The organism is Variovorax paradoxus (assembly GCF_030815975.1).
Lineage (GTDB): Bacteria > Pseudomonadota > Gammaproteobacteria > Burkholderiales > Burkholderiaceae_C > Variovorax > Variovorax paradoxus_N.
On record NZ_JAUSXL010000001.1, the window covers coordinates 262,991 to 285,434 of the forward strand.

At 67.0% G+C, this 22,444-nt stretch carries 24 protein-coding genes; 5 read left to right on the forward strand and 19 right to left on the reverse strand.

The features are described 5' to 3' along the window. Window positions 1–10: 10 nt before the first annotated feature. From QFZ47_RS01270 to QFZ47_RS01300, 7 genes are all read right to left on the reverse strand, one after another. Window positions 11–547: a Dps family protein gene (locus tag QFZ47_RS01270; protein WP_307653889.1), complete on the reverse strand. Its 537-nt coding sequence runs from the start codon at window positions 545–547 to the stop codon at window positions 11–13. Window positions 548–586: 39 nt separating this feature from the next. Continuing rightward, on the reverse strand, window positions 587–2,185 hold the full coding sequence (locus QFZ47_RS01275) for an MFS transporter (RefSeq protein ID WP_307653890.1): 1,599 nt from the start codon (window positions 2,183–2,185) through the stop codon (window positions 587–589). Then, window positions 2,178–2,576, reverse strand: a complete 399-nt coding sequence (locus QFZ47_RS01280; RefSeq protein ID WP_370880551.1) for a DoxX family protein — start codon at window positions 2,574–2,576, stop codon at window positions 2,178–2,180. The genes QFZ47_RS01275 and QFZ47_RS01280 overlap by 8 nt, the downstream gene beginning before the upstream one ends. Window positions 2,577–2,578: 2 nt before the next feature. Further along, on the reverse strand, window positions 2,579–4,468 hold the full coding sequence (locus QFZ47_RS01285; protein ID WP_307654355.1) for an amidohydrolase: 1,890 nt from the start codon (window positions 4,466–4,468) through the stop codon (window positions 2,579–2,581). A gap of 104 nt (window positions 4,469–4,572) precedes the next feature. Continuing rightward, window positions 4,573–4,848, reverse strand: coding sequence for a DUF1427 family protein (locus QFZ47_RS01290; protein ID WP_307653892.1), 276 nt, complete (start codon window positions 4,846–4,848; stop codon window positions 4,573–4,575). Between the two features lie 17 nt (window positions 4,849–4,865). After that, on the reverse strand, window positions 4,866–5,519 hold the full coding sequence (locus tag QFZ47_RS01295; RefSeq protein WP_307653893.1) for a hydrolase: 654 nt from the start codon (window positions 5,517–5,519) through the stop codon (window positions 4,866–4,868). Window positions 5,520–5,659: 140 nt separating this feature from the next. After that, window positions 5,660–6,379, reverse strand: coding sequence for a pirin family protein (locus tag QFZ47_RS01300; protein WP_307653894.1), 720 nt, complete (start codon window positions 6,377–6,379; stop codon window positions 5,660–5,662). Between the two features lie 165 nt (window positions 6,380–6,544). On the opposite strand from QFZ47_RS01300, the gene QFZ47_RS01305 reads away from it, so the two are divergent. Next, window positions 6,545–7,462 carry a LysR family transcriptional regulator gene (locus QFZ47_RS01305; protein ID WP_307653895.1) on the forward strand — a complete coding sequence of 306 codons (918 nt, stop codon included), beginning with the start codon at window positions 6,545–6,547 and terminating at the stop codon, window positions 7,460–7,462. Between the two features lie 12 nt (window positions 7,463–7,474). Here the strand turns inward: QFZ47_RS01305 and QFZ47_RS01310 are convergent, their stop codons facing one another. The 7 genes from QFZ47_RS01310 to QFZ47_RS01340 all read right to left on the reverse strand — a co-directional run bounded on the left by QFZ47_RS01310 (window position 7,475) and on the right by QFZ47_RS01340 (window position 13,849). Next, a complete protein-coding gene (locus QFZ47_RS01310; protein WP_307653896.1) occupies window positions 7,475–8,392 on the reverse strand; it encodes an AraC family transcriptional regulator in 918 nt (305 codons plus the stop codon). A 204-nt stretch (window positions 8,393–8,596) separates the two neighbouring features. Next, the gene (locus QFZ47_RS01315) at window positions 8,597–8,953 is read right to left on the reverse strand and encodes a RidA family protein (protein ID WP_307653897.1); all 357 of its coding nucleotides are present in this window, start codon (window positions 8,951–8,953) and stop codon (window positions 8,597–8,599) included. Between the two features lie 66 nt (window positions 8,954–9,019). Continuing rightward, window positions 9,020–10,408, reverse strand: a complete 1,389-nt coding sequence (locus QFZ47_RS01320; protein ID WP_307653898.1) for an FAD/NAD(P)-dependent oxidoreductase — start codon at window positions 10,406–10,408, stop codon at window positions 9,020–9,022. Then, the gene (locus tag QFZ47_RS01325) at window positions 10,395–10,754 is read right to left on the reverse strand and encodes a (2Fe-2S)-binding protein (protein ID WP_307653899.1); all 360 of its coding nucleotides are present in this window, start codon (window positions 10,752–10,754) and stop codon (window positions 10,395–10,397) included. Before QFZ47_RS01325 ends, QFZ47_RS01320 begins: the two co-directional genes overlap by 14 nt. Beyond that, window positions 10,744–11,880, reverse strand: a complete 1,137-nt coding sequence (locus QFZ47_RS01330) for an NAD(P)/FAD-dependent oxidoreductase (protein ID WP_307653900.1) — start codon at window positions 11,878–11,880, stop codon at window positions 10,744–10,746. Before QFZ47_RS01330 ends, QFZ47_RS01325 begins: the two co-directional genes overlap by 11 nt. Window positions 11,881–11,896: 16 nt before the next feature. After that, window positions 11,897–12,877, reverse strand: coding sequence for a Bug family tripartite tricarboxylate transporter substrate binding protein (locus QFZ47_RS01335; protein ID WP_307653901.1), 981 nt, complete (start codon window positions 12,875–12,877; stop codon window positions 11,897–11,899). Between the two features lie 84 nt (window positions 12,878–12,961). Continuing rightward, entirely contained in the window at window positions 12,962–13,849 is an 888-nt protein-coding gene (locus QFZ47_RS01340; protein ID WP_307653902.1) for a LysR family transcriptional regulator, read from the reverse strand. A gap of 236 nt (window positions 13,850–14,085) precedes the next feature. Here QFZ47_RS01340 and QFZ47_RS01345 point away from each other — a divergent pair, with 236 nt between their 5' ends. Beyond that, window positions 14,086–14,862, forward strand: coding sequence for an enoyl-CoA hydratase/isomerase family protein (locus QFZ47_RS01345; protein ID WP_307653903.1), 777 nt, complete (start codon window positions 14,086–14,088; stop codon window positions 14,860–14,862). Window positions 14,863–14,865: 3 nt separating this feature from the next. Continuing rightward, entirely contained in the window at window positions 14,866–15,897 is a 1,032-nt protein-coding gene (locus QFZ47_RS01350; protein WP_307653904.1) for a Bug family tripartite tricarboxylate transporter substrate binding protein, read from the forward strand. A 53-nt stretch (window positions 15,898–15,950) separates the two neighbouring features. Here the strand turns inward: QFZ47_RS01350 and QFZ47_RS01355 are convergent, their stop codons facing one another. After that, window positions 15,951–16,919 (reverse strand): Bug family tripartite tricarboxylate transporter substrate binding protein, encoded by a 969-nt coding sequence (locus tag QFZ47_RS01355; RefSeq protein ID WP_307653905.1) that lies wholly within the window; start codon window positions 16,917–16,919, stop codon window positions 15,951–15,953. Between the two features lie 201 nt (window positions 16,920–17,120). Here QFZ47_RS01355 and QFZ47_RS01360 point away from each other — a divergent pair, with 201 nt between their 5' ends. Together QFZ47_RS01360 and QFZ47_RS01365 are read left to right on the forward strand one after the other, a co-directional pair. After that, window positions 17,121–18,350: a CaiB/BaiF CoA transferase family protein gene (locus tag QFZ47_RS01360; RefSeq protein ID WP_307653906.1), complete on the forward strand. Its 1,230-nt coding sequence runs from the start codon at window positions 17,121–17,123 to the stop codon at window positions 18,348–18,350. Beyond that, a complete protein-coding gene (locus tag QFZ47_RS01365; RefSeq protein WP_307653907.1) occupies window positions 18,350–18,967 on the forward strand; it encodes a glutathione S-transferase family protein in 618 nt (205 codons plus the stop codon). The genes QFZ47_RS01360 and QFZ47_RS01365 overlap by 1 nt, the downstream gene beginning before the upstream one ends. Window positions 18,968–18,972: 5 nt before the next feature. Here QFZ47_RS01365 and QFZ47_RS01370 read toward each other — a convergent pair whose 3' ends face one another. The 4 genes from QFZ47_RS01370 to QFZ47_RS01385 form a co-directional block, all read right to left on the reverse strand. Further along, on the reverse strand, window positions 18,973–19,797 hold the full coding sequence (locus QFZ47_RS01370) for an amidohydrolase family protein (RefSeq protein WP_307653908.1): 825 nt from the start codon (window positions 19,795–19,797) through the stop codon (window positions 18,973–18,975). Then, window positions 19,794–20,369, reverse strand: coding sequence for a carboxymuconolactone decarboxylase family protein (locus QFZ47_RS01375; RefSeq protein WP_307653909.1), 576 nt, complete (start codon window positions 20,367–20,369; stop codon window positions 19,794–19,796). Before QFZ47_RS01375 ends, QFZ47_RS01370 begins: the two co-directional genes overlap by 4 nt. 26 nt (window positions 20,370–20,395) lie before the next feature. Beyond that, window positions 20,396–21,274 carry an alpha/beta fold hydrolase gene (locus tag QFZ47_RS01380; protein ID WP_307653910.1) on the reverse strand — a complete coding sequence of 293 codons (879 nt, stop codon included), beginning with the start codon at window positions 21,272–21,274 and terminating at the stop codon, window positions 20,396–20,398. Between the two features lie 117 nt (window positions 21,275–21,391). After that, window positions 21,392–22,360, reverse strand: a complete 969-nt coding sequence (locus QFZ47_RS01385) for a LysR family transcriptional regulator (RefSeq protein WP_307653911.1) — start codon at window positions 22,358–22,360, stop codon at window positions 21,392–21,394. Window positions 22,361–22,444: the final 84 nt, after the last annotated feature.

The following is a 22,444-nucleotide window of genomic DNA, read 5'->3' on the forward strand; positions in this document are numbered from 1 at the left end:
GCTGGCGTTCTCAGCTCTGGCGCACCGATTCGAAGAGGAACCACGTGCGCTGCTCGGCCTCGTCGATCCAGTTCTCCAGCAAGCTGGCGGTGGCCACGTCGCCGTACTCGTCGCATACCCCGTGCGTGGCCCGCATGAAGCCGGCCAGGCGCTGGTTGTCTTCCCGGAGCTCGGCCAGCATGCCGATGGGGGTCACGAAATCGGCGTCGTTGTCCGACAGGCGCTGCAGGCGCGCGGCATGGCCGGTCGAGCGCAGCGTGGTACCGCCGACCTTGCGCACGCGTTCGGCAATGGGATCGACCGTGGCAAAGATCTGGTCGGCCTGTTCATCGAGCAGCAGGTGGTAGTCGCGAAACGACGGGCCCGACATGTGCCAGTGGAAGTTCTTGGTCTTGAAGTACAGCGCGAACACGTCGGCCAGCAGCACGTTGAGTGACGCGGAGATGTCGCGCGTGGCGTCCGCACCGAGGTCGCTCGGGGTGTGCAGCGGCGCTTGGCGCCGGGCCTTGGTGTTCTTGACGGCTTTGGCGGTCTTGGGGTTGGCCATGTGTTTCCTTGAAGATGGGCTGGCGGGCACTGGAGAAAGTCAGATGGAAAGGAAGTGATGCACCTCGGGCCTGCCGGGCCCGATGTGAAAGCGCACGGCTTCGTTCTGCAGGTCGGCATCGGCATGCGACACGCGGTGGTGCTGGCGCAGATGCTCGGCCCACGATTCGACAAGGAACCACTCCATCACCCGCTCGGGGTCGCCCGTGTGCTCGGTCACGCCCCAGGCATAGGCGCCGTCGCGGCGGCGCTCCAGGGACAGCCGCTTCATCGCGTCGAGAAACGCCGGGCGGTCTTCCTTGCGGATGCGGTACTCGACCTGCACCATCACCGGGCCGCGGTCGTGCGCGATGGGCTCGGCGACCAGCGGCTCGGGCCAATGGTTCGAGGCCTGCAGGTCCGACTCGCCAGTGGGCAGGCGTGCGCGGTGGAACAACAGGGCCACGATCACCAGGCCGACGGCACCGGCCACCAGCGTATACGGCACGCCGATTTCCTGCGCGACCAGGCCCCAGCCCAGGCTGCCGGCCGCCATCGCGCCGTTGAACACCGTGAGGTACACGGCCAGGCCGCGCCCGCGCACCCAGTTCGGCAGGATCGATTGCGCCACCCCGTTGAGCGTGGTGAGCGCAATGATCCAGCCCAGGCCCAGCAGCAACAGCAGCAGCACGGCCAGCCACTTGGGCGGCGCGAACACCAGCGCGGCCATCACCGCGGCGGTGATCACCGAGGCCAGCAGCACCAGCCCGTCGGCATCCAGGCGTGCGCGCAGCCGCGGCATGACCAGCGCACCGGCGATGGCGCCCGCGCCCACGGCGCCCAGCAGCACGCCGTAGAAGCCGGCCGTGCCGCCGAGCATCTGGCGCGCCACCAGCGGCAGCAGGGCCCAGACCGCGCTCGCGAACAGGAAGAACACCGCCGCGCGCAGCAGCACGCGGTGCAACTCGCGGCTCGCACGTGTGTAGCGCAGTCCGGCACGGAAGGCGCCGAGAAAATTCTCGGACAGGCCGCTGTCCACCGCGGCCGGGCGCTTCCACCAGAGCAGCGCGGCAATGACGAACGCATAGCTGAGCACGTCGGCGCCGTAGGTCACAGCGGCACCGAAGCTCGCGAGAATCAGTCCACCCGCGGCCGGCCCGATGGAGCGCGCAATGTTGATGCCCAGCGAGTTCAGCGCCACCGCGTTCTTCAAGTCGGATCGCGGCACCAGCTCGGGCACGATTGACTGCCACGTCGGCCCCATCAGCGCCGCGCCAATGCCGCCGACGAAGGTCAGCGCAATCAGGTACTCGACGGTGAGCGCGCCGGTGTGCGAGAGCACCAGCAGCGTGCCGCTCACGGCCGCCAGCACCAGCTGCACGAAGATCAGGAAGCGCCGCCGGTCGAGGATGTCGGAGAGCACCCCGGCCGGAATCGCGAGCAGGAAGATCGGCAGCGTGGCCGCGGTCTGGATCAGCGCCACCGCGGTCGGGCTCGCCGACAGGTCGGTCACCAGCCACGAGCTCGCCACGTCGCGCATGAAGCTGCCGATGTTGCCGAGCACGGTGGCAGCCCACAGCACGGCAAAGACCGGCTGGCGCAGCGGTGCGAAGCTTCCGGTCGGCCGCACGGCCTTGCCGGCGCCGGCGAGATCAGCCATTCGCGCGCTCCTTCAGGTCATGCCAGGCCACCAGCAGGAAGCCGCCGACCAGGCCCAGATGCTCGAAGAAGGAATTGGCGGCCATGAAGCGCTCCGGTTGCGGCATCTCCCAGAAGCGCAGCGCGACGAAGGTCGCGAGCAGCGTGAAGCCGCCCAGCGCCAGCGCGCCGAGCCAGCGGTAGAAGCCCGTGAGGATGAGCGCCGCGGCGCCGAGCTCCAGCACGATCACCGCCGCGGCCAGCGGCCCCGCAGGCGACAGGCCGAAGTGGTTCATCTCGGCAATGGCGGCGCTGAAATCCACGGCCTTGTTGAAGCCGCCCTGCAGGTAGGCCGCGCAAAGCAGCAGCAAGGCGAGCCAGCGCAGCGCCGGGGTGATTTGCCAGCGTTTCATCATCAGACCGCCCAGCAGGCGCAGCCGAGCGCGCCCCAGAAGCTCTTGAGGTCGGCGATCGGCAACTTGCTGCTCCAGGCCGTTGCATGCTGGTGCCCGTGCACGTTGCAGTCGTTGGCACAGGCGCAGGACATGGCCGCTTGGCGCATGGCCTTTTGCAGCGGCGCTCCCTCGGCGTCGCCCCAGCCGCCATAGCCGCCGAAGCGGCGCACCGGCGACCAGTCGGGCATCGCCGGAGGCGGCGCGCCTTCGTCGTGCGACTGGAACGGCCCCGCGGCGTACACCACCTTGCCGCCGACCATGGTGAGCAGCGCCGTGGTGTCGGCAATCTCCGATTCCGGGCAGGCGAAGAAGTCGCGGTCGGGCACCATCAGGTCCGCGAGCTGGCCGGCTTCGATGCGGCCCTTCTTGCCGACCTCGTTGGAGAACCAGGTCACGTTCTCGGTCCACATGCGCAGCGCGGCCTCGCGGTCCAGGCAGTTGCGCTGCGGATACAGCTGCATGCCGCCCACGGTCTTGCCCGTGACCAGCCACGACAGCGACACCCACGGGTTGTACGAGGCCACGCGCGTCGCGTCGGTGCCCGCGGACACCTTCACGCCGCGCTCGAGCATGCGCTTGACCGGCGGCGTGGCCTCGGCCGCACCGGCGCCGTAGCGCTCCACGAAATATTCACCCTGGTAGGCCATGCGGTGCTGCACCGCGATGCCTCCGCCCAGTGCGGCGATGCGGTCGATCGATTTCTCGGAGATGGTCTCGCAATGGTCGAAGAACCAGTTCAGGCCCGCGAGCGGCGTGTCGCGGTTGACCTTCTCGAACACATCGAGCGAGCGGCTGATGGTTTCGTCGTAGGTGGCGTGCAGGCGCCACGGCCATTTGTTCTGCACCAGCACGCGCACCACCTCCTCGAGCTCGCCTTCCATCTCGGGCGCCATGTCGGGACGCGGCTGGCGGAAGTCCTCGAAGTCGGCGGCCGAGAACACCAGCATCTCGCCCGCGCCGTTGTGGCGGAAGTAGTCGTCACCCTGCTTGTACTTCGACGTGGCGGTCCAGTTGAGAAAGTCCTGCTTCTCCTGCTTGGGCTTCTGCGTGAAGAGGTTGTAGGCCAGGCGGATGGTGAGCTGGCCGGCATCGGCCAGCTGCTGGATCACCTGGTAGTCCTCGGGAAAATTCTGGAAGCCGCCGCCCGCGTCGATGGCGCCGGTCACGCCCAGGCGGTTGAGCTCGCGCATGAAGTGCCGCGTCGAGTTGAGCTGGTAGTCGAAGGGCAGCTTCGGGCCCTTGGCCAGGGTGGCATAGAGAATCGACGCATTCGGCTTGGCCAGCAGCAGGCCGGTGGGGTTGCCGGACGCATCGCGCACGATCTCGCCGCCGGGCGGCGCGGGCGTGTCCTTGGTATAGCCCACCGCACGCAGCGCCGCGCCGTTGAGCAGCGCACGGTCATACAGGTGCAGCAGGAACACCGGCGTGTCGGGTGCCACCGCATTGAGCTCTTCGATGGTCGGCAGGCGCTTTTCCGCGAACTGGTGTTCGGTGAAGCCGCCCACCACGCGCACCCATTGCGGCGCGGGCGTGACTGCCACCTGGCGCCTGAGCATGCCCATGGCGTCGGCCAGGCTGCGCACGCCGTCCCAGCGCAGCTCCATGTTGAAGTTGAGCCCGCCGCGAATGATGTGCAGGTGGTTGTCGATGAGCCCCGGCAGCACGCGCTTGCCCTGCAGGTCCAGCACGCGGGTGCCGCTGCCGGCCAGCGGCAGCACGTCTTCGCTGCGGCCCACACGCAGGAAGCGGCCATCCTTGATGGCCACGGCGCTCGCCATGGGATTGGCGCGGTCCAGCGTGGTGAAGCGGCCGTTGTGCAGGATCAGGTCGGGGGTGGTGGTACCAGCCATGTCGAGTTTCCTTCGGGTGGTTTGCGCGCTTGCCGCTCCGGCAAGGGCGGCGGCGCCCAGCGTGCCCAGGCACAGCCGGCGGCGTTGTTCGTCGAGCGGATCGTTCATGCGTCTTTGCGCGCAGAGGCGCCCGACTCGGCCTTGGCGCATTGCGGCAGTTCGCCGAACACATGCGGTTTGACCTGGTGCTGCAGCCACGACGCCGCAGTGGCCTGCGGCTTGATCACGCTCTTGATGAGCGGCGGGATCTGCTCGCCGAGCAGGATCCCGAGAAGCCCCACCAGGGCGATGACCGGCGGCGCCGGCGAGCGCACCTGGAACAGTGCGTAGATCACGCCGACCAGAAGGCCGAGCGCGAGCGACAGGACGTAGGGCTTCATCTTGTTCACCGCGGCGTTCAGCCTTCGTGGGCGCCAAACATGGTTTTCGCGTAAGTCACACCCAGACCATAAGCACCACCGAATTTCTTGGCAATGCCGGTGGTCATTTCGTAGGTGTCGGTGCGGGCCCAGTCGCGCTGCAGCTCGAGAAGGTATTGCAGCGAGGTCATCGGCTGCGCGCCGGCCTGCACCATGCGGTCCATCGCGCGGTTGTGCGCCTCGGCCGACACATCGCCGCAGGCATCGGCGATCACGAACACCTCGAAGCCCTGGTCGATGGCCGAGAGCGCCGGCCCGACGATGCACACGCCGGTCCACAGGCCCGCGAGCACGATCCGCTTCTTGCCGATCTGGTTCACGCGGTCGATCACGGCTGCGTCTTCCCAGGTGTTCATCGAGGTGCGGTCGAGCATCTTCTGGCCCGGGAAGGCGTCGGTGATCTCGCTGAACATCGGGCCCGAAAAACTCTTCTCGGCCACGGTCGTGAGGATGGTGGACACGCCGAACCCGGCCGCCGCATTGGCCACGAGGGCAGCGTTGTTGCGCAGGTTCACGGCATCGATCGAGTGTGTGGCAAAGGCCATCTGCGACTGGAAGTCGATCATCACCAGCGTGTGGTCGGTGGGGGTCAGCAGCTTGGCGCCGGCGGTGGGGGTGGCTTTGATGGACATGGGACTCTCCGTGGGTTGACGATAAAAGGGGGGCTTTTGCGTGCCATGCATCCTCGTTTCTGCGAGAACGCATGTCTTGTCGATTAGTGAGGCCGTTTGGACATTTGCCGTCCGCGCCGGCCGACGGCGCGCATGAGTTATCAGAAGGAAGGCAACTCGTTCGGCCGCAGGTCGAACACCAGCACCTCGGCGCCTTCGCCGCGTGCCAGGTCGATGCGCTGTTCGCCCCGCACCCGCGCGCCATCGCCCTCGCCCAGCCGCTGGCCGTTGACTTCGACGCTGCCGCGCGCCACATGCACATAGGCATGGCGGTCGGGGCCGAGCGTGAGCGACGTGCTTTCATCGCCATCGAAGAGGCCGGCGTAGACGCGGGCGTCCTGGTGCACGGCGAGCGAGCCGTCCGTGCCCTCGGGCGAAATGATCAGCCGCAGGCGGCCGCGCTTTTCTTCGGGCGCGAAGTGCACCTGCTGATAGCGCGGTGCAACGCCCTTGGCGTTCGGCACGATCCAGATCTGCAGGAAGTGCAGCGGATCGGTGGCCGACGAATTGAACTCGCTGTGGCGCACGCCGGTTCCCGCACTCATCATCTGCACATCGCCGGGGCGGATGACAGAGCCCGTGCCCATCGAGTCCTTGTGCTCGAGGGCGCCGTCGAGTACGTACGAGAAGATTTCCATGTCGCGGTGCGGGTGGGTGCCGAAGCCGCGACCGGGATGCACGCGGTCGTCATTGATCACCAGCAGGTCCGAGAAACCTTCCTGCTCCGGGTCGTGATAGTGGCCGAACGAGAAGGTGTGGCGCGACTTGAGCCAGCCGAAGTCTGCGAGTCCGCGGTCATTGGCGCTGCGAATATCCAACATGATTTACGTCCTTTGTGGTCGATTGGTTCGATGTGATTCACAATGGCCGGGGAGAGAATCTCCAAGGCATGGCTGAATCATCTTTCTTTCATCAAGGCCGATGGACGAAACTTTTAGCCTTCTACCATCGAACTTTTCGATGATTCATTTTCAAGGACTTGGCCCATGCTCAGACTCAGCCTCGAAGCCATCGAACTCGTGGACGCCATCGCGCGCCACGGCTCCTTTGCCGCCGCGGGCGCGCGCTTGAACAAGGTGCCTTCGACCATCTCGTACGCCGTGGGCAAGCTCGAGGAGCAGCTGGACATGCTGCTGTTCGTGCGCAATGGGCCGCGCGTGACCCTCACCGCGGCCGGCGAAGAAATGCTCAGGGAAGGCCGCTGGCTGCTCGGCGCCGCGAGCGATCTCGAATCGCGCATGCGGCAGATCGCCACGGGCTTCGAATCGGAACTGCGGCTGGTGCACGACTCGTTGATTCCCACGCAGGCACTGATCGACGACATCCGCGCCTTCGAAGCACTGCGCTGCGGCACGCGGCTGCGCATCGGCTGCGAGGCGCTCACCGGCAGCTGGGAGGCGCTGCGCGAAGGCCGCGCCGACATCGTCATCGGCGCGGGCGAAGGGCCGGCCGGCGGCGGCTACCAGGCCGTGATGGTGGGCAGCCTCGACTTCGCGTTCTGCGTCTCGCCGACACATCCGCTGACCCGGCTCGGCCGGCCGCTGCATCGCGGCGACCTGCTCGAGCACAACGCCATCGTGGTGAGCGACAGCGCACGCACGCTGTCCGACCGCACCGTGGGCCTGCTCGCGGGCCAGCATCGCGTGGCCGTGCCGACCATGGCCGCGAAGATTGCCTGCCAGGCGGCGGGCCTGGGCCACGGCTTCCTGCCACGGGCTTGCATAGAGGGCGAGCTGGCGCGCGGCACGCTGATCGAATTGCAGACCGAAGAACCGCGCACACCCGAGGCGTTCTGGCTGGCGTGGAAGACCGGCGCGAAGGGAAAGGCGCTTCAGTGGTGGGTGAAGCAGCTGAACCGGCAGCTGGTCCCGGCGCTGTTGCCGAGGTCGACCTGGACGCCCTGAAAAGGGCGCCGATCAGCCCGCGTTCAAGCGCCGCCAGCGCGCGGGCGACGTACCCGTGTGCGCGGTGAAGACCCGGGTCAGATGGCTTTGATCGGAAAAACCGCAGCTCGCAGCAATCTCGGCGATCGGAAGATGAGGCTGCTCCAGCAGGCGGCGTGCCGCCTCCACGCGCTGCGTGACAAGCCACGCATGTGGCGTTTGCCCGGTTGTTTGCTTGAACGCCTTGCTGAAGTGACTGCGCGACAACGCACATTCGCGAGCGGCGTCAGCCAGCGATACATCGCCTGCGAGGTGTTGCATCATGAACGCCTTGGCGCGGCGTTCCTGCCAGGGCGCCAGGCCCCGAGTCCGCACGGGGGCGCAGTCGACCCCACCGCCATAGACGTGAACCACGTGCGCCTTCAGGGCCAGTGCCACGTGGTCCACAAACAGCCGGCTTGCATCCTGCGGGTGCGTGAGCACGGGCAGCATGGCGCGGCCCAGATTGGCGATGACCGGGTCCAGCGTGTCGGCGGCACAGCGCAATCGGTCGACGCGGGGCATTTCCATCTCTTCGGTAAATGCGTCGAGTGTGGCGCGCGGCAGGTGGAAGAACATCGAGTGGAACGGGCTGCTGACGTACGCCGAGGCGCGCTGCGACAGATCGGCGATGTGGAAGGCGCCCTCCTGCTGCAGGCCCAGCTGTCGGGATGTGCCATCCCGGACGATGCGCCGGCTGCCGCCCGAGTTGATCTCCACGCTGAGAAGAAATGCGTCCTCGGGGGGAAGAGGCGCCAGCACGAAGAGATGCGGCAGCTCATAGCGCATGTGCGCGACTCCCAGTTCGCAGCCGCAGCGCGACCTGCTCACGAGCGACTGCACCGCGTCGATGCCGTACTGCGACGCCAATCGTTGTCCAAATTGGCAGTCGGAACGAAGGAGATTCAACATGTGAGAACGACACGCGGCGCCGATGGCAACCGCCGGGCTGGCAAAACAGCATGGTAACTATTTGGACCCGGCGACGCCTTTCACTTTCAGCTGATGAGGTCTTCACCGCTCACGGGATCGCATCCTGCAACGCATGAGCCGAGGCCATGGCGCGCCACAACATCGAGGGTGCGGCGGTTGCGCCGCCGAAGAATGCTTGCCAGGCTATCGGACTGCCGCCGTGACGATGATTTCCACCAGCACGTCGGGGGCTCCCATCTCGCACTGTGCCGTCGCCCGGGTCGGCGCAGCGCCGGGCGCCGTCCATGCGTCCCAGATCTCGTTCATCCCGGCGAAATCCTTCGCGAGGTCCTTGATCCAGATCTGCGCGGTGAGAAGGCGGCTCTTGTCGGTGCTCGCATCGGCGAGGAATTTCTCGATCTTCGCCAACGCCTGCAAGGTCTGGCCGCGGATGTCTTGACTGCGGTCGTCGGCGGTCTGCCCGCCGACGAACACCATGCCGTTGTAGACAACGGCTCTGCTGCGGCGCTTGTCCGTGGCAATCCGGTTGATTTCTGTCATGAGTGGTCTTCGGTGAATGAGAAAAGTTGAAAGAGGCGTGAGGCGGCCGACGCAGGACGCGTCCGATCAGGAGGCAACGCCTGCGAGTTCGCCCAGCGTCACCGGCTTGATCGGCGGGCGGATGCGGTAGTAGCCGACTTCGCCAGGGGACACGCCACGCGCGTCGGCGATCAGTTCGGTGACCGTGAGCCCGCACAGCCGACCCTGGCACGGACCCATGCCGCAACGGCCGAAGGCCTTGGTCTGGTTCGGCCCCTGGCAGCCCACGGCCACATGACCGCGGATCTGCCCTGCCGTGACCTCCTCGCACCGGCACACCACGACGGATTCCTGGGCGGGGATGCGATGTGCATCGAGCGGCCGGTACAGGGCGTCGAGGAAGGGCCGGACGTGGAGGTTCGCGCGCAGGCCCTTGCGGACGGCCTCTTCCCGGCCACCGCGCTGCGCGAGGCTCAGCTTGCCCTGTTGCGATGCAATCTCGATCGCGGCAAGACGTCCCTGGGAGGCCGACGCCTTCGCACCGACGATGCCGCGGCTGTCGCCGACGATGTAGATGCCGGAATGGTCGATCTGGCCGTACGCGTCGGTGCAAGGCACCCAGCACAGCTGCGCTTCGTCCCACACATGCTCGGCCCGAAGCGACCAGCTCAGTTGCGTGTTCGGCACCACCCCCTGGTGCAGCAGGACCAGGGGCGTTTCGATGCGATGGATGCGGCCTTTCCGGGTGAAGCACACGGCCTGTGCGCGCTCGGTCCCTTCAATGGAGAAATCGCTGGCACCCGCGTACACCGGGACCTTGTGCGCCCGGAGATCGCGAAGCATCCGGATTCCCTTGCGCAGATCACGCCAGCCCCTCAATGCCCGCGGCAGGAGCCCAGCCGCTCGCAGGTAGTCGCCGGCACCGGTCGTGTGGACCACTGCGGCCAATTTCACCCCGGCATTCAGGTACTGGCTGGCCAGCAGATAGAGCAGCGGGCCGCCGCCGGCCAGCACGACAGGCGCTGTCGGCAAGGCCCCGGCGCTCTTGTACAGGATCTGCGCCGCTCCCGCACCCATGACGCCAGGCAGTGTCCAGCCCGGCACCGGAAACGGCCGTTCCATCGCTCCGGTCGCCAAGACGATGTGTCGGCCCTCGAGCACCTTGTTACTGCCGGCATGAAGATAGTTGACCTGCCTGTCGCGGCCGACATTCCATACCGATGCGCCGCGAACGTGATTCGCCCCACTGCGCCTGAACTCCTCGGTCAGCAATGCGCCGGCCGCGTAGTCCTCGCCGAGCACCTCGCGCATCCTGGCAGTGGACGCATCGACCGCGCGGTAGATCTGTCCACCAGGCGCCGCCTGCTCGTCCAGGAGCGTGCAGCTCAGTCCCGACTTGCGAGCCTCGATGGCAGCGGCCAAGCCGCCAGGCCCCGCTCCGACGATGACCAGGTCGACCGATTCAGCAGCAGCCATGGTGCGCTCCTTCGTCGGACAGGTCGAGCGCCGAGGCACCGTGCTGGCGCTTGATCACCATGCCGTCGCGCACCATGGTCAGGCACGCCTGCCGGCTCGCCTTGCCATCGACCTCGACCAGGCACTCGAAGCACACGCCCATCATGCAGTAGGGCGCCCGCGCGGAGGATTTCACCGGCGTGGTCCGGAAGGGCCCGGCGCCATGGAGCAGCAGAGCCGCCGCGACGGTCGTTCCCTCGCGGACGCACAGCGTGCGATCCTCGAACTGGATGCGGACGGTGTCGGCGCCGAGGTCTTCGTCGGAAGTGAACAGCGCGGGGTACGCACGGGCGATTTCAGTGTGCATTGGAAAAGCTCCTGGAAGGGTCGAGATACCGCTCGCCGGCGAACTCGGCGAAGCCCTCGGGCTCCTCGGCGAACCCGGCCATCCAGGGGCCGAGCACGTACGCATGGGCGGCCGCGAGGGAAACGCCGCTGTGGCTGGTTGCAACGAATGCGCCCGGGTGCGAGCTCGATTCCTGATAGATGGGAGAGCCGTCGGGCGTCATCACGCGCAAGGCGCCCCAGGCACGCACCAGGCGCGCGTTGGACAGAATGGGAAACGTCGCGATGCCCCGCCTGGCGAGCGTTTCGATGGCCGACACCGTCGTGCTGTCGTCCAGGCCCACGTCCTCCGTGGAGGAGCCCAGCTGGACGGTACCTTCATGGGTTTGCCTGGCCTTGTTCGTCGGAAACGGCAGGAAGGGCTTGAGCCGCTCGGTGATCAGGACCTGGCCCCGACTCGGAGAAACGGGGGCATGCAGCCCGACCTGCGGCGCAAGCTCTCGGTTGCTCAGTCCGGCGGCCAGCACGATGCGCGCGGCCCGCCATGTCCGGCCATCCTTGCTGCTGGCTTCGAATTCGCCGTTGCCGCCGCGGCGCGACACGGTCGCGATGTCGACGCTGGACACGATGCGCGCCCCGCGCTTCTTCAGGCCCGCGTGCAGGGCATGCAGCGTCATCAGGGGATTGACTTGGCCATCGAGCAGGCAGAAGGTGCCGCCGGCGACCTTGGGCCCGATGGCGGGCAACCGTGCCTTGAGCTCGCGACGGTCGAGCACCTCATAGGGCGTACCGCCGGTCGCCTTGCTGATGTTGGCGAGCATCGCGCCACGGGCCTCGATCTCCGCTTCGCCGAAGCCGATCCAGAAACCTCCAGCGTTCTCGAGCGCCACGTTCACGCCGGTCAGGTCGAGCAAATCCTTTGCAAGCCTTGGCCAGTGGGCCACCGCATCCCGGCTCCAGCGGGCATAGGCCGGAAAGCCATCGCCCTTGCTTTGAACCCAGACCAGGCCGAAGTTCCCGCGCGATGCACGGTGCGCGATGTCGCCTTGGTCCAGCAGCGTCACGCAGGCTCCTGCGCTGGCTGCCCCATAGGCGATCGCGGCGCCGACCAAGCCGCCTCCCACGATGATGATTTCACTTTGCTGCATGGTGATGTGCCGGCGCTCAGTCGACGGTGATGTTGCCTTTTCTGATCACCTCGCCCCATTTGGCGGTGTCGGCCTTGATCAGGGCAGAGAACTCTTCGGCCGAACCGACCGTCGCTTCCGAACCCATGGTCTCGAACTGCTTCCTGACCTTCGGATCGGACAGGATCTCGTTGATCGTGGTGTTCAGCTTTTTGACGACGGCCGGCGGCATGTTCCTGGGGCCCACGATGCCGCCCCAGGTAACCATCTCCAGGTAGGGTGCACCTGCCTGCGCAACCGTCGGCACGTTCGGCAGCGATGGCGACCGGACGGGACCGGTGATGGCCAGCGCCCTGATCCGGCCCGCCCTGACCTGCGGCTCCATCGACGTGAAGTTGCTGATCATCAGGTCGATGTGGCCGGCGGCGAGATCCGACTCGGCGGCCGGAGCGCTCTTGTAGGGCACATGGGTCATCTCGATCCCGCTGTTCATGCGCAGCATCTCGGTCAGCACATGAAGCGAGGTTCCCTGCCCGGTCGATCCATAGGAGATCTTCCCGGGATTCGCCTTCGCGTAGGCAACCAGTTCACCCAATGTCTTGACGGGCAGACCAGGCTTCACGCCCACCAGGTTGGGCTGGGTGAAGACCTTGGCGATCGGCGTGAAGTCCTGATCGATCTTGTACGGCAGGTGCTTGGCAGTCAGCGCACCCACAATGAAAGTAGCCAGATTGTTGTGGCCGATGACGTAGCCGTCGGGGGCGGCCTTCGCGACTTCACTGAGCCCGATGGCACCCGCCGCGCCGGGCTTGTTCTCGATGACGAAGGGTTGCCCGAGACGCTGCGTCAGCTCGGTGGCGACCACGCGCGTCGTTGAATCGGCCGCGCCCCCCGGGGCGGCGTTGACGATGATCCGCACGGGTTTTTCCGGGTACTCGGCCCGCGCCGGCTGGACCGCGGCAAGACTGCCCAGCAGCAGCACAGCCGCCACTGTCTGAACTTTCATCGAGGGGATCATTTGTCAGCTCTCCATCGCAGGTTTGTGTTGCCTGCCATCGTATGGAGACCCCTCCCACTTAGCCATCACTGCCCGGTCATGGATCTATTCACGGGCGACATGTGTTCGTGCGGCATCCATCGCACTTTCCAGGCAGCGCAGCATCTCGCGAGCCGGCTGTCCCAGACGCGTATCGCTCATGGCCGTTGCATAGACGGTGTACGTCAGCGCAGGACGAAGGGGAATGGCGATGCCGCCCCTGAGCTTGTGGCTGGCTCCGGTCAGAAGATCCACCACGGACACGCCCATGCCTCTGAGAACAAGCTCGCTGATCGTATGGAACAGCGAGGCTTCAACCATCGTGTCGACCACGAGGCCATGCGCGGAAAACAGGGCATTCAGACTGCGCTGGAATGCGCCCGTGGACGAGATGAAGGGCTTGCCGGCCAGATCCTCGACGTCGACATGGGTTGCGCCGTCGGGCAACCATTTCCTGGTCCCGATGCACACGCAGGCGGAGGGGAATTCAGCCACCGTTTCCAGTGCGCCGATGGACAGGGCATCCGCCGTCAGGCCGATATCTGCCTGCCTGTTGCGCACCTTCTGCGCGACCTCGAGGTACGAGGCCACGGTCAGGCTGACCATCACATCGGGGAACTTGCTGCGCAGATGGTCGACGATCTCGGGCATCACGGAGTGGCCGATGGACGGGATGGTGCAGATCGAGAATCTGCCGGTTCGCTGCTTGCGCAACTGTTCCGAGAACCCCGCAATCTCTTCGAGGCCGATGAAGGATTGCTGCACCTTGCTCATCAGCACGATCGCTTCGTCCGTCGGCTTGATGGTCCGCCCGCTCTTCTGGAAGATCGGGAACCCGACTGCCTTCTGCAGGTCGGCGATGATCCGGCTCATCGACGGCTGCGGAATTCCAAGAGCCTCGGCGCCAGCGCTGATACCCCCGTGCAGCATCGCAGCCCGGAACGCTTCGATCATTCGGTGGGTCACTGTTCGTTTGGACATTCTTAAGCGATTTGAGCATGCTTGCGCACAGACCTGCATCCCCGAGCGGGCCTCGGCGGCAACCCCCGCAACGGCCTTCGGTGTTGGCGCGGTGCGGCGCGCCATGTCTTCCAAGGCATAGCTGTTGTGCCGCAATGGCGCTCGCCGCCCCGACGAGCGGCCCGTAGACTCGTCTTCCACATGCCGGCCGGATGGCATCAGGAGACATCATGGACAACTTCTCTCAGCTCAAGGTGGCCATCGCCGATCACGTGGCCACGCTGACGTTGGACGCACCGCCCGTCAATGCGCTGACGCGCGTGCTCAATGACGAGCTGACCCGCGCCCTGGACCAGATTTCCGAGATGGACGACGTGCGCGTCGTGATCCTGACCGGCGAAGGCAAGGTGTTCTGCGCCGGGGCCGACCTGAAGGGACGGGCCGAAGTGATCAAGGGACCAGGCGATCTGATGGCCCACTCGCGGCGCACGCGCGAATGCTTCCACGCGATCCGCGAATGCGCCAAGCCCGTGATCTGCGCGATCAACGGCGCCGCACTCGGCTCCGGCCTTGCCATGGCGGCTTCGAGCGACATCCTCATCGCCTCGGAGAAGGCCTCGCTCGGGCTGCCCGAAGTCGACGTCGGCCTGCTCGGCGGCTGCCGCCATGCCATGCGCCTGTTCAGCCATTCGCGCCTGCGCCGCATGATGCTCACAGGCCTGCGTGTGCCGGGGCCCGAGCTGTACCGGCTCGGCATCGTGGAGGCCTGCACGGCCCCCGAGGACCTGATGCCCGCGGCTCGCGAGATCGCTGCCGCCATCGCCTCCAAGAGCCCTGTGTCCACCCGGATGGGCAAGCACACGCTCAACGTGATCGAGGACATGAGCCTGCGGGACGGCTACCGCTACGAGCAGGACATGACGGCGCAGATCGCGAAGACCGACGATGCAAAGGAAGCCCAGCGCGCCTTTGCCGAGAAGCGCACGCCGGTCTTCACGGGGCGCTGAGCCATGCACATTGGCCATCCGGGCGAACGCGGCAGCGTGCCTGGCAATGCGTGCCGGTCAAGGCGCAGGTGGGTGCTGGCCGGTGCGTCGATCGGACTGGGCGCCTTTCTCGGCGTGCCGGTCCGGGCGGGCGACTATCCGGACAAGGCGATTCGCCTGGTGGTGCCGTTTCCAGCGGGGGGCGCCACCGACTTGATGGCACGCGCGCTGGGACAGAGGCTCGGTGAAAGCCTGGGCAAGCCCGTGATCATCGACAACCGGGCGGGTGCCGGCGGCGGGATCGGGGCGGAGGCCGTCGCCGGCGCGGCGCCAGACGGCTACACCCTGCTGTTCGCAACCATGGGCTCGCTCACCATCAACTCGAGCCTGTACAGGAATCTTCGCTACGACCCGTTCAAGAGCTTCGAGCCGATCACGCTCACGCACAACACGTCGAACCTGCTGGTGGTCCATCCGGCGGTGCCGGCCACCACGGTGGCCGAGTTGATCGCGCTGGCCCGCAGGAGCCCCGGCAGCCTGACGTTCGCTTCGTCCGGCAACGGCACCACCAGCCATTTGTCGGGCGAGCTTTTCAAGAGCCTGGCCAAGGTCGATCTGACGCACGTGCCCTACAAGGGCAGCGCGCCGGCCATGGCGGACTTCCTGGGCGGGCGCATCTCGATGATGTTCGATACGACATCGAACTTCGTCGAGCATGTGAAGAGTGGAAGACTGCGCGCGCTGGGGTCGACCGGACGCAGGCGTTCCCCGGCGATGCCGAACGTGCCGACCATCTCCGAGACACCCGGCATGGGCGACTACGAAATGTCGCTGTGGCTCGGCGTGCTCGCGCCGGCCGGCACGGCCAAGACGATCACGCAGCGGTTGAATCGCGAGATCGCCCTGGTGATGTCGGCCCCGGACATGGTGCGCCAGATGGCCGATGCCGGCATCGAGGTGCGGCTCGGTTCTGCGCAGGAATTCTCTGCGTTGATCCGCTCGGACACCGCCAAGTGGGCAGCTGTCGTGAAGCGCGCCGGCATCCGGATCGATTGAGCCCAAGCGCGGCGCGCGCCTGAACCCGGCGGCGCGCGGAGCAGCGCCCCGGTTCAATCCAGCTTGGCGCCCACCGCCCTGGCCAGCGAGCCCCAGCGTTCCGACTCCGTGGAAATGAACCGGCCGAACTCCGCAGGGCTGCTGCCGACGACTTCCACGCCCTGCTGCTCGAACTGCTGCTTCAGCTCAGGCGAGCGCAATGCGGCGCCGACAGCACCGTACAGCCTGTCGATGATTTCGGCGGGCGTTCGCGCAGGGGCCAGCATTCCATACCAGTTGTAGGCCTCCACCTTCGGCATTCCGAGCTCGCCGACCGTCGGCACATCCCTGAGGACAGGAATGCGCCTGGCGCTGGTCACGGCCAGGGGGCGGACCTTGCCCGACTGGATGAACGGCAGCACCACGGGAATGTCGACCATCATCATGTCCACCTGCCCGCCCATCAGGTCGGTCAGTGCCGGTGCCGCGCCGCGGTAGGGAATGTGGTTGATGTTCAGCCTGGCCTCGCGCTTGAGCAGCTCGGCCTGAAGGTGCGGCGTGGTGCCGCTGCCGGCGGAGGCATAGTTGACCTTGCTGGCATTGCCGGTGGCCGCAGCCTTCAGGTCCGCGAAGGTCTTGAATCTTGAATCCGCGGCCACCACCAGCACCGCCGGCACCTTCAGCGCCTGGGTCACTGCAGCCAGGTCCTTCTGGGGGTTGTAAGGCATCGACGGCGCAATGTGCGGCACGATGGCCAGCGCCCCCGCCGAAGAGAACAGCAGCGTGTAGCCGTCGGCGGGGGCCTTGGCGACCGCGTCGGCACCGAGCAGGCCACCGGCGCCGCCCTTGTTGTCGATGATGATGGATTGGCCAAGAGACGTGCCCAGCTTGGCGCCGAGTGCGCGGGCTGTCTGGTCCACCGGTCCACCGGCAGGAAAGGGAACGACCACGCGGATCGGCTTGGAGGGATAGGCCTGCGCCCATCCCGAAGCTGCGGCCAGCGCAAGAGCGAGTGCCGCTGCGGATCTGAAAAGTCCATTCATGGTCGATGTCTCCGATTGTCGTGACCGAACTCTAGGCAGGGCAGCGCGCCGTGCCACCGCGCTGCGGCGCATAGCTGCTATGCGATGCCGCCCACGCGAGGCCTGCCGCTATGCGCCGCCGCGCATCACAGTCTTGCGGGCTCGCTGGTAGCCCGGGACGGAACCGGATTCCAGAATTCACCCTACACAAGGAGAATTCGAATGACCACGAACAAGGGGCCGCTGGCGCATGTCAAGGTGCTGGACCTCAGCCGCATCCTCGCCGCGCCCTGGGCCAGCCAGATCCTCGCCGACCTTGGCGCAGAGGTGATCAAGGTCGAGCGGCCCGGCATGGGCGACGACACGCGGACCTGGGGACCTCCGTTCCTCAAAGATGGCGAAGGCAAGGACACGAAGGAAGCGGGCTACTACCTGGCCGTCAACCGCGGCAAACGCTCGATCACTGTCAGCCTCGAGAAGCCGGAGGGCCAGAAGATCGTCAAGGAACTCGCCAGGCGGGCCGACATCGTGCTCGAGAACTACAAGGCTGGCACACTGGCGCGCTATGGCCTGGACGAGGCATCGCTGCGCAAGCTCAACCCGCGGCTCATCTACTGCTCGGTCACGGGCTTCGGCCAGACAGGGCCCCGGCGCGACCAGCCGGCCTACGACTTCCTGATCCAGGCAATGGGAGGCCTGATGAGTGTCACCGGAGAAAAAGACGGCCGCCCCGGCGGCGGTCCGCAGAAAGTCGGCATCCCGATCGTCGACCTGATGACCGGCATGTACACCGCCGTCTCGGTGCTTGCCGCTCTGGCGCGCCGCAATGAAACCGGCGCCGGCGACGCCATCGACATCGCGATGCTCGATGTGCAGGTCGCGACGCTTTCCAACCAGGCGATGAACTACCTGGTGTCGGGCAAGGTGCCGCAGCGCAGCGGCAACGCGCATCCGAATATCCAGCCGCAGGACGTGTACGGCTGCGTCGATGGCGACGTGATCCTCGTGGTCGGAAACGACGCCCAGTTCGCCAAGCTCTGCGAAGTCCTGGCACGCACCGACTGGATCGCGGACGAGCGCTTCGCGACCAACGCCCAGCGGGTCCGCAACATCGATGAGCTGTCCGCCATGCTGCGCGACGCGTTCGCCCAGTGGGAGCGCGAGAAGCTGATCGCTGCGCTCGACAAGGCCGGCGTGCCCTGCGGCCCCATCAACACGGTCGCCGAGGTGTTCGAAGAGCCCCAGGTCAAGGCGCGCGAGATGCTTCGCCATGTGCCTCATCCGAGCGGTGTCGACGCACCGCAGGTCGCGAGTCCGATGCGTTTTGCGGATGCCCCGCTGCAAACGCAGAGCGCGCCGCCATTGCTGGGCCAGCACAGCGACGACATCCTGTCCGAACTGGGATACAGCACGGCGGACATCGATGCGCTGCGCGAAGCCGGAGCGATCTGATGGCCCAGGCGATGAAGCTGCACTGGTCGCCCAAGTCGCCCTATGTGCGCAAGGTGATGGTCTGCGCCCACGAGCTCGGGCTGCTGCCCAGGCTCGAACTGGTTCGCTCGGTTGCTGCGATGCGCAAGCCCAATCCGGCCCTCATGGCGGACAACCCGCTGTCGAAGATCCCGACCCTGGTGCGCGAGGACGGCTCGACGCTGTTCGATTCGATCGTGATCTGCGAATACCTGAATGACCTGGCCGGCGGCGCGCTGTTCCCGCCGCGGGGCGAGCCGCGCTGGCAGGCGCTGCGCTGGCAGGCTTTCGGCGACGGACTCCTCGACGCGCTGATTCTCTGGCGCAACGAACGCGAACGCGAAGTGCCGCTGCAGGACCTGCTCGCCGCGTTCGAGCTCAAGACCCGCGCCTCGCTGCACATGCTCGACGATGAGGCGCAGGCTCTGCGGGATGCACCGTTCTCCATCGGCCATGTGACGCTCGGCTGCGCGCTCGGCTACCTCGACTACCGTTTCGACACGCTCGGATGGCGCCCATCGGCCCCTGCGCTTGCGGCCTGGTTCGAGACGCTGCGCGCGCGGCCCTCTTTTGCCGCCACCGAGCCGGTGGAAGGCTGAACGCTTCAGCGGTAGAGCGCCGCTGGATTGGTTTCCAGCACTTGCCGGACGACTTCGTCGCTGCCGGCCCAGTCCTTGAACATCGCAAGCAGCGATGCCGCGTCCGGGCTCGGCGCCACGCGCAGGTGCGGCCAGTCGCTGCCCCACACAAGGCGCTGCGGGTTGGCCTCGATCATCTTCTGCTGGAACGCACGGCCGGCTTGCCAGTCGGGTACGTTGAGCAGATTGCGGTAGGCGCACAGCTTGACCCACACCCGGCCCGAGGCCAGCAGGTCGAGCAGCACGCGAAAGCCGGGGGCGTCGACGCCCGCCGGGGCATCGAAGCCGCCCATGTGATCGATCACTATCGGCACCGGCAGTGCCTTGAGCTCGGCGGCAATGCCGGGCAAGGCCTGGCAGTCGGTCCACAGTTCGGCGTGCAAGCCCGCATCGGCCAGTGCCGGGGCCAGCGCACGCAGGTCATCGAAGGAGGCACTCCCCGCAAAGTTGGTGCCGGCGCCGCTTCGGTGGCTGAAGCGCGCCCCGCGCACGCCCTGGCCGTGCAGGCCGGCCAGTGCCAATCGGCTGCCCGGCTGCACGACGACCACGCCGCGCAAATCGGCATGGGCCGCCAGCGCATGCAGCAGCAGCGAGTGGTCTTCGCCATAGGCACTGGGATGCACCAGCACGCCGTTGCACAAGCCGAGCCGGGCCAGCAGCGCCAGGTACTGCGGCGCAACGGCCTCGGGCGGCGTGTAGCTGCGTTCCGGGGCCAGCGGAAAGCGGTCGTAGGGGCCGAACAGATGGGCGTGGCAGTCCCATCCGGCCACGGTGGCCGGCGCCACGTTCATGAGGCAAGCTCCGCGTGCTGCGGCAGGGCAAAGGCCGGCGCCACGCCTTCGGGCAGGGGAATCTCGTGGCAGTTGAGCGTCATCGCGACCATCGTGTAGTAGCCGATCAGCGCCGTGAGCTCCACCACGCTGCGCGCGCCAAAGCGCGCCAGCGCCACGCCGTACGTGGCGTCGGAGACGGAGTTGTGGCGATTGAGTTCGACGGCATAGCAGTAGACGGCGGCATCGTCCGCCGACAGGCCGAGCGGCTCGGAGCCCGTCAGGATCGCCTCGATGACGGGCTGCTCGATGCCCGCCTTCTCGGCCTCTGCGCGATGCGCATACCACTCGAAAGGCGAGTTGCAGGCGCGGCCGGTGACCAGGATCGCGATCTCCGACAGCCGCGGCGGCAAGCTTGTGCCGTAGCGCAGCAGCGCGCCGAGCGCCTGCCATTTATCGGCCAGTTCCGGGTTGTGCAGCGCGGCGCGCAGCGGCCCTTGGATCCTGCCGCGCGGGCCGGAGACGATCCTGTCGTGGACCGCGCACTGCTCAGGGCTCATGGTGTCCGTCGGAAAGAGGGGTATGCGTGGCATGAGGTGGCTTCTTGAAGGTGTCCGGTTCAGGGTGGCAGCGTGCCGATCCACGCCACGATAGCTTGCGCCACCGCCGCGGGTTGCTCGGGAAACAGCGCGTGGCTGGCATTCGGGATCACCTGCACCGTGACCTTGTCACCGAGCACGTCTTTCAGTTCGTTGCGCGAAGCGGGCGGGCGCCACGGGTCGTCGGCACCCTGCAGGTCGAGCAGCGGCGCATGGCTCACCGGCCACCACAGTTCCTTGGCCGGCACTGCACCGGCCTGTCGGTAGGCCTGGCGCAGCGCCGGGTGCCAGCCCGAGAGCCAGGGCTCGGGGTCGTTGCCGGGCGCGAAGAATGCGTGGCGCAAACCGCGCAAGCGTGCCTCGCGCGGCTGCGCGGGATCGGAGGCGATGGCCAGCGATTCGGCCATGCCGGCCGGAAATGTGCGCGCCGCGCCGCCGGCGACCACCACGCCGCGCACCAGTTGTGGGTGGTCGAGGTCGGCCACGCGCGCCACGAAATGTCCAAAGGCATGGCCCACCAGCACGGCGCGTCCGCCGCCCAGCTGCCGCACCGTGGCCGCCACGTCGGCGGCCAGCACGTGCAGGCTCAATCCCTGCATCGGTCCGGTCGAGCCGCCCATGCCGCGCGGCTGCGGTCGCAGAACCTTGAAGCCGGTGGCGGCGATGCGCGCCGCCACATCGTCGAAGTCTTCCGAATCGCGCTGCGATGAGGGCAGCAGCACCACCGCGGGCCCCCGGCCTTCCACGATCACGTCGATGCGGGCCGGGCCCTCGGTCAACAGCACGCGCTGGCGTGCCGGGGCGTCGACGGGGGCGAAGCCGGTGCACGCCAGCAGCGACAGCGCGGCCGCGCCGATGGCGGCCTTGCGCAGCTGTCGATCGAACCATCGCAGGGGCATGCATGTCTCCGTCACGCGTGGCCTCGAGGATGGCCACTTGAGTGGACGAGCATAGGCGCGGGTCGGGCGCCGTGGCTGCCCGCACGGCGCAATGCTGCTATGCAGCGGACCGCAACGCTACGCCGGCTCGATCGGACGCCACATGCCGCTGCGGGCGTTGTCGTTGACGATGTCGACGATCTCCGCCGCCACCGTCGACACGGCCTTGGCCGGACCCTTGGTGCGGGCCAGCGCCATGGAAACAATGCGCTGCACGCCGGGCGAGACGATCTTCGCGGCCTGCAAGCGTCCGTCCTGCACCTCGGCCCATACGGCGTGGATCGGCAGCACGGTGTACAGGCGAGCCTCGGCCACGGTGGAGCGCATCAGCGGCAGCGAATCGGCTTCGATTGCCGGTGCCAGCGTGATGCGCTCCTGCCGCGCGATGCCGTCGAGCGCCGTGCGCAGGCCGTTGGGCGCGCCCGGCAGGATGAAGGGCAGTTCATGCAGCGCGCTGAAGGGCACTTCGGCGGCGGCTGTGAGGCGGTCGCCGGCGGCACCGATCAGGTAGCTGTCGACCGTGGCCAGCGCCTGTTCCTGCTGCGGCAGGGAGTTGCCGTAGCGATAGAGGATGGCAATGTCCACGCGCTCATCGGCCAGCCATTCTTCCACCTGTCCGCTCGAGCCTTCAAGGATCTTGAGCTGGACGCCCGGGTGGCGCGCGCGCAGCTGCTTGAAGAGGCGCCCGACGATCGGATTCGTGATCGAAGGCAGCGAGCCGATGGTGACGCGCCCCATCGGTTCGCGCGCCTCGCCGCGAATCTCGAGCTCCAGTTGTTCGGCATCCGCAAGCAGCGCCTTGACGTGCGGAAAGATTCTCTGCCCCACATCGGACAGCGCCACACCGCGACCGGTGCGGTTGAACAGGCGCGCGTTGCATTCGCGTTCGAGGGCGTTCAGGTGCCGGCTCAACAACGACTGGTTGCTGTCGAGAAAGAGCGCTGCGCGCGTCAGGCTGCCGAGTTCGGCGATGGCCAGGAAGGCCCGCCACTTCTGCAGGTCGGAGGTGAGGTCGAGTTGGAGCTTGGTGGCTTTGGCGGGCTGCATGTCGGGCACCACATGGAGGTACCGATTGTGTAGGGACAGTGCCCTTCCTCGGTAGCGGGTTTGCAGCAGGCGGGTCGAAGACCG

Coding starts and splice junctions, on each gene's coding strand:
- QFZ47_RS01270 (WP_307653889.1), bottom strand. CDS start 547: ATGGCCAACCCCAAGACCGCCAAAGCCGTCAAGAACACCAAGGCCCGG.
- QFZ47_RS01315 (WP_307653897.1), bottom strand. CDS start 8,953: ATGACAGAAATCAACCGGATTGCCACGGACAAGCGCCGCAGCAGAGCC.
- QFZ47_RS01280 (WP_370880551.1), bottom strand. CDS start 2,576: ATGAAACGCTGGCAAATCACCCCGGCGCTGCGCTGGCTCGCCTTGCTG.
- QFZ47_RS01365 (WP_307653907.1), top strand. CDS start 18,350: ATGGCCCAGGCGATGAAGCTGCACTGGTCGCCCAAGTCGCCCTATGTG.
- QFZ47_RS01300 (WP_307653894.1), bottom strand. CDS start 6,379: ATGTTGGATATTCGCAGCGCCAATGACCGCGGACTCGCAGACTTCGGC.
- QFZ47_RS01360 (WP_307653906.1), top strand. CDS start 17,121: ATGACCACGAACAAGGGGCCGCTGGCGCATGTCAAGGTGCTGGACCTC.
- QFZ47_RS01340 (WP_307653902.1), bottom strand. CDS start 13,849: ATGATCGAAGCGTTCCGGGCTGCGATGCTGCACGGGGGTATCAGCGCT.
- QFZ47_RS01380 (WP_307653910.1), bottom strand. CDS start 21,274: ATGCCCCTGCGATGGTTCGATCGACAGCTGCGCAAGGCCGCCATCGGC.
- QFZ47_RS01335 (WP_307653901.1), bottom strand. CDS start 12,877: ATGATCCCCTCGATGAAAGTTCAGACAGTGGCGGCTGTGCTGCTGCTG.
- QFZ47_RS01305 (WP_307653895.1), top strand. CDS start 6,545: ATGCTCAGACTCAGCCTCGAAGCCATCGAACTCGTGGACGCCATCGCG.
- QFZ47_RS01385 (WP_307653911.1), bottom strand. CDS start 22,360: ATGCAGCCCGCCAAAGCCACCAAGCTCCAACTCGACCTCACCTCCGAC.
- QFZ47_RS01325 (WP_307653899.1), bottom strand. CDS start 10,754: ATGCACACTGAAATCGCCCGTGCGTACCCCGCGCTGTTCACTTCCGAC.
- QFZ47_RS01355 (WP_307653905.1), bottom strand. CDS start 16,919: ATGAATGGACTTTTCAGATCCGCAGCGGCACTCGCTCTTGCGCTGGCC.
- QFZ47_RS01330 (WP_307653900.1), bottom strand. CDS start 11,880: ATGCAGCAAAGTGAAATCATCATCGTGGGAGGCGGCTTGGTCGGCGCC.
- QFZ47_RS01295 (WP_307653893.1), bottom strand. CDS start 5,519: ATGTCCATCAAAGCCACCCCCACCGCCGGCGCCAAGCTGCTGACCCCC.
- QFZ47_RS01290 (WP_307653892.1), bottom strand. CDS start 4,848: ATGAAGCCCTACGTCCTGTCGCTCGCGCTCGGCCTTCTGGTCGGCGTG.
- QFZ47_RS01370 (WP_307653908.1), bottom strand. CDS start 19,797: ATGAACGTGGCGCCGGCCACCGTGGCCGGATGGGACTGCCACGCCCAT.
- QFZ47_RS01320 (WP_307653898.1), bottom strand. CDS start 10,408: ATGGCTGCTGCTGAATCGGTCGACCTGGTCATCGTCGGAGCGGGGCCT.
- QFZ47_RS01285 (WP_307654355.1), bottom strand. CDS start 4,468: ATGGCTGGTACCACCACCCCCGACCTGATCCTGCACAACGGCCGCTTC.
- QFZ47_RS01345 (WP_307653903.1), top strand. CDS start 14,086: ATGGACAACTTCTCTCAGCTCAAGGTGGCCATCGCCGATCACGTGGCC.
- QFZ47_RS01375 (WP_307653909.1), bottom strand. CDS start 20,369: ATGCCACGCATACCCCTCTTTCCGACGGACACCATGAGCCCTGAGCAG.
- QFZ47_RS01275 (WP_307653890.1), bottom strand. CDS start 2,185: ATGGCTGATCTCGCCGGCGCCGGCAAGGCCGTGCGGCCGACCGGAAGC.
- QFZ47_RS01350 (WP_307653904.1), top strand. CDS start 14,866: ATGCACATTGGCCATCCGGGCGAACGCGGCAGCGTGCCTGGCAATGCG.
- QFZ47_RS01310 (WP_307653896.1), bottom strand. CDS start 8,392: ATGTTGAATCTCCTTCGTTCCGACTGCCAATTTGGACAACGATTGGCG.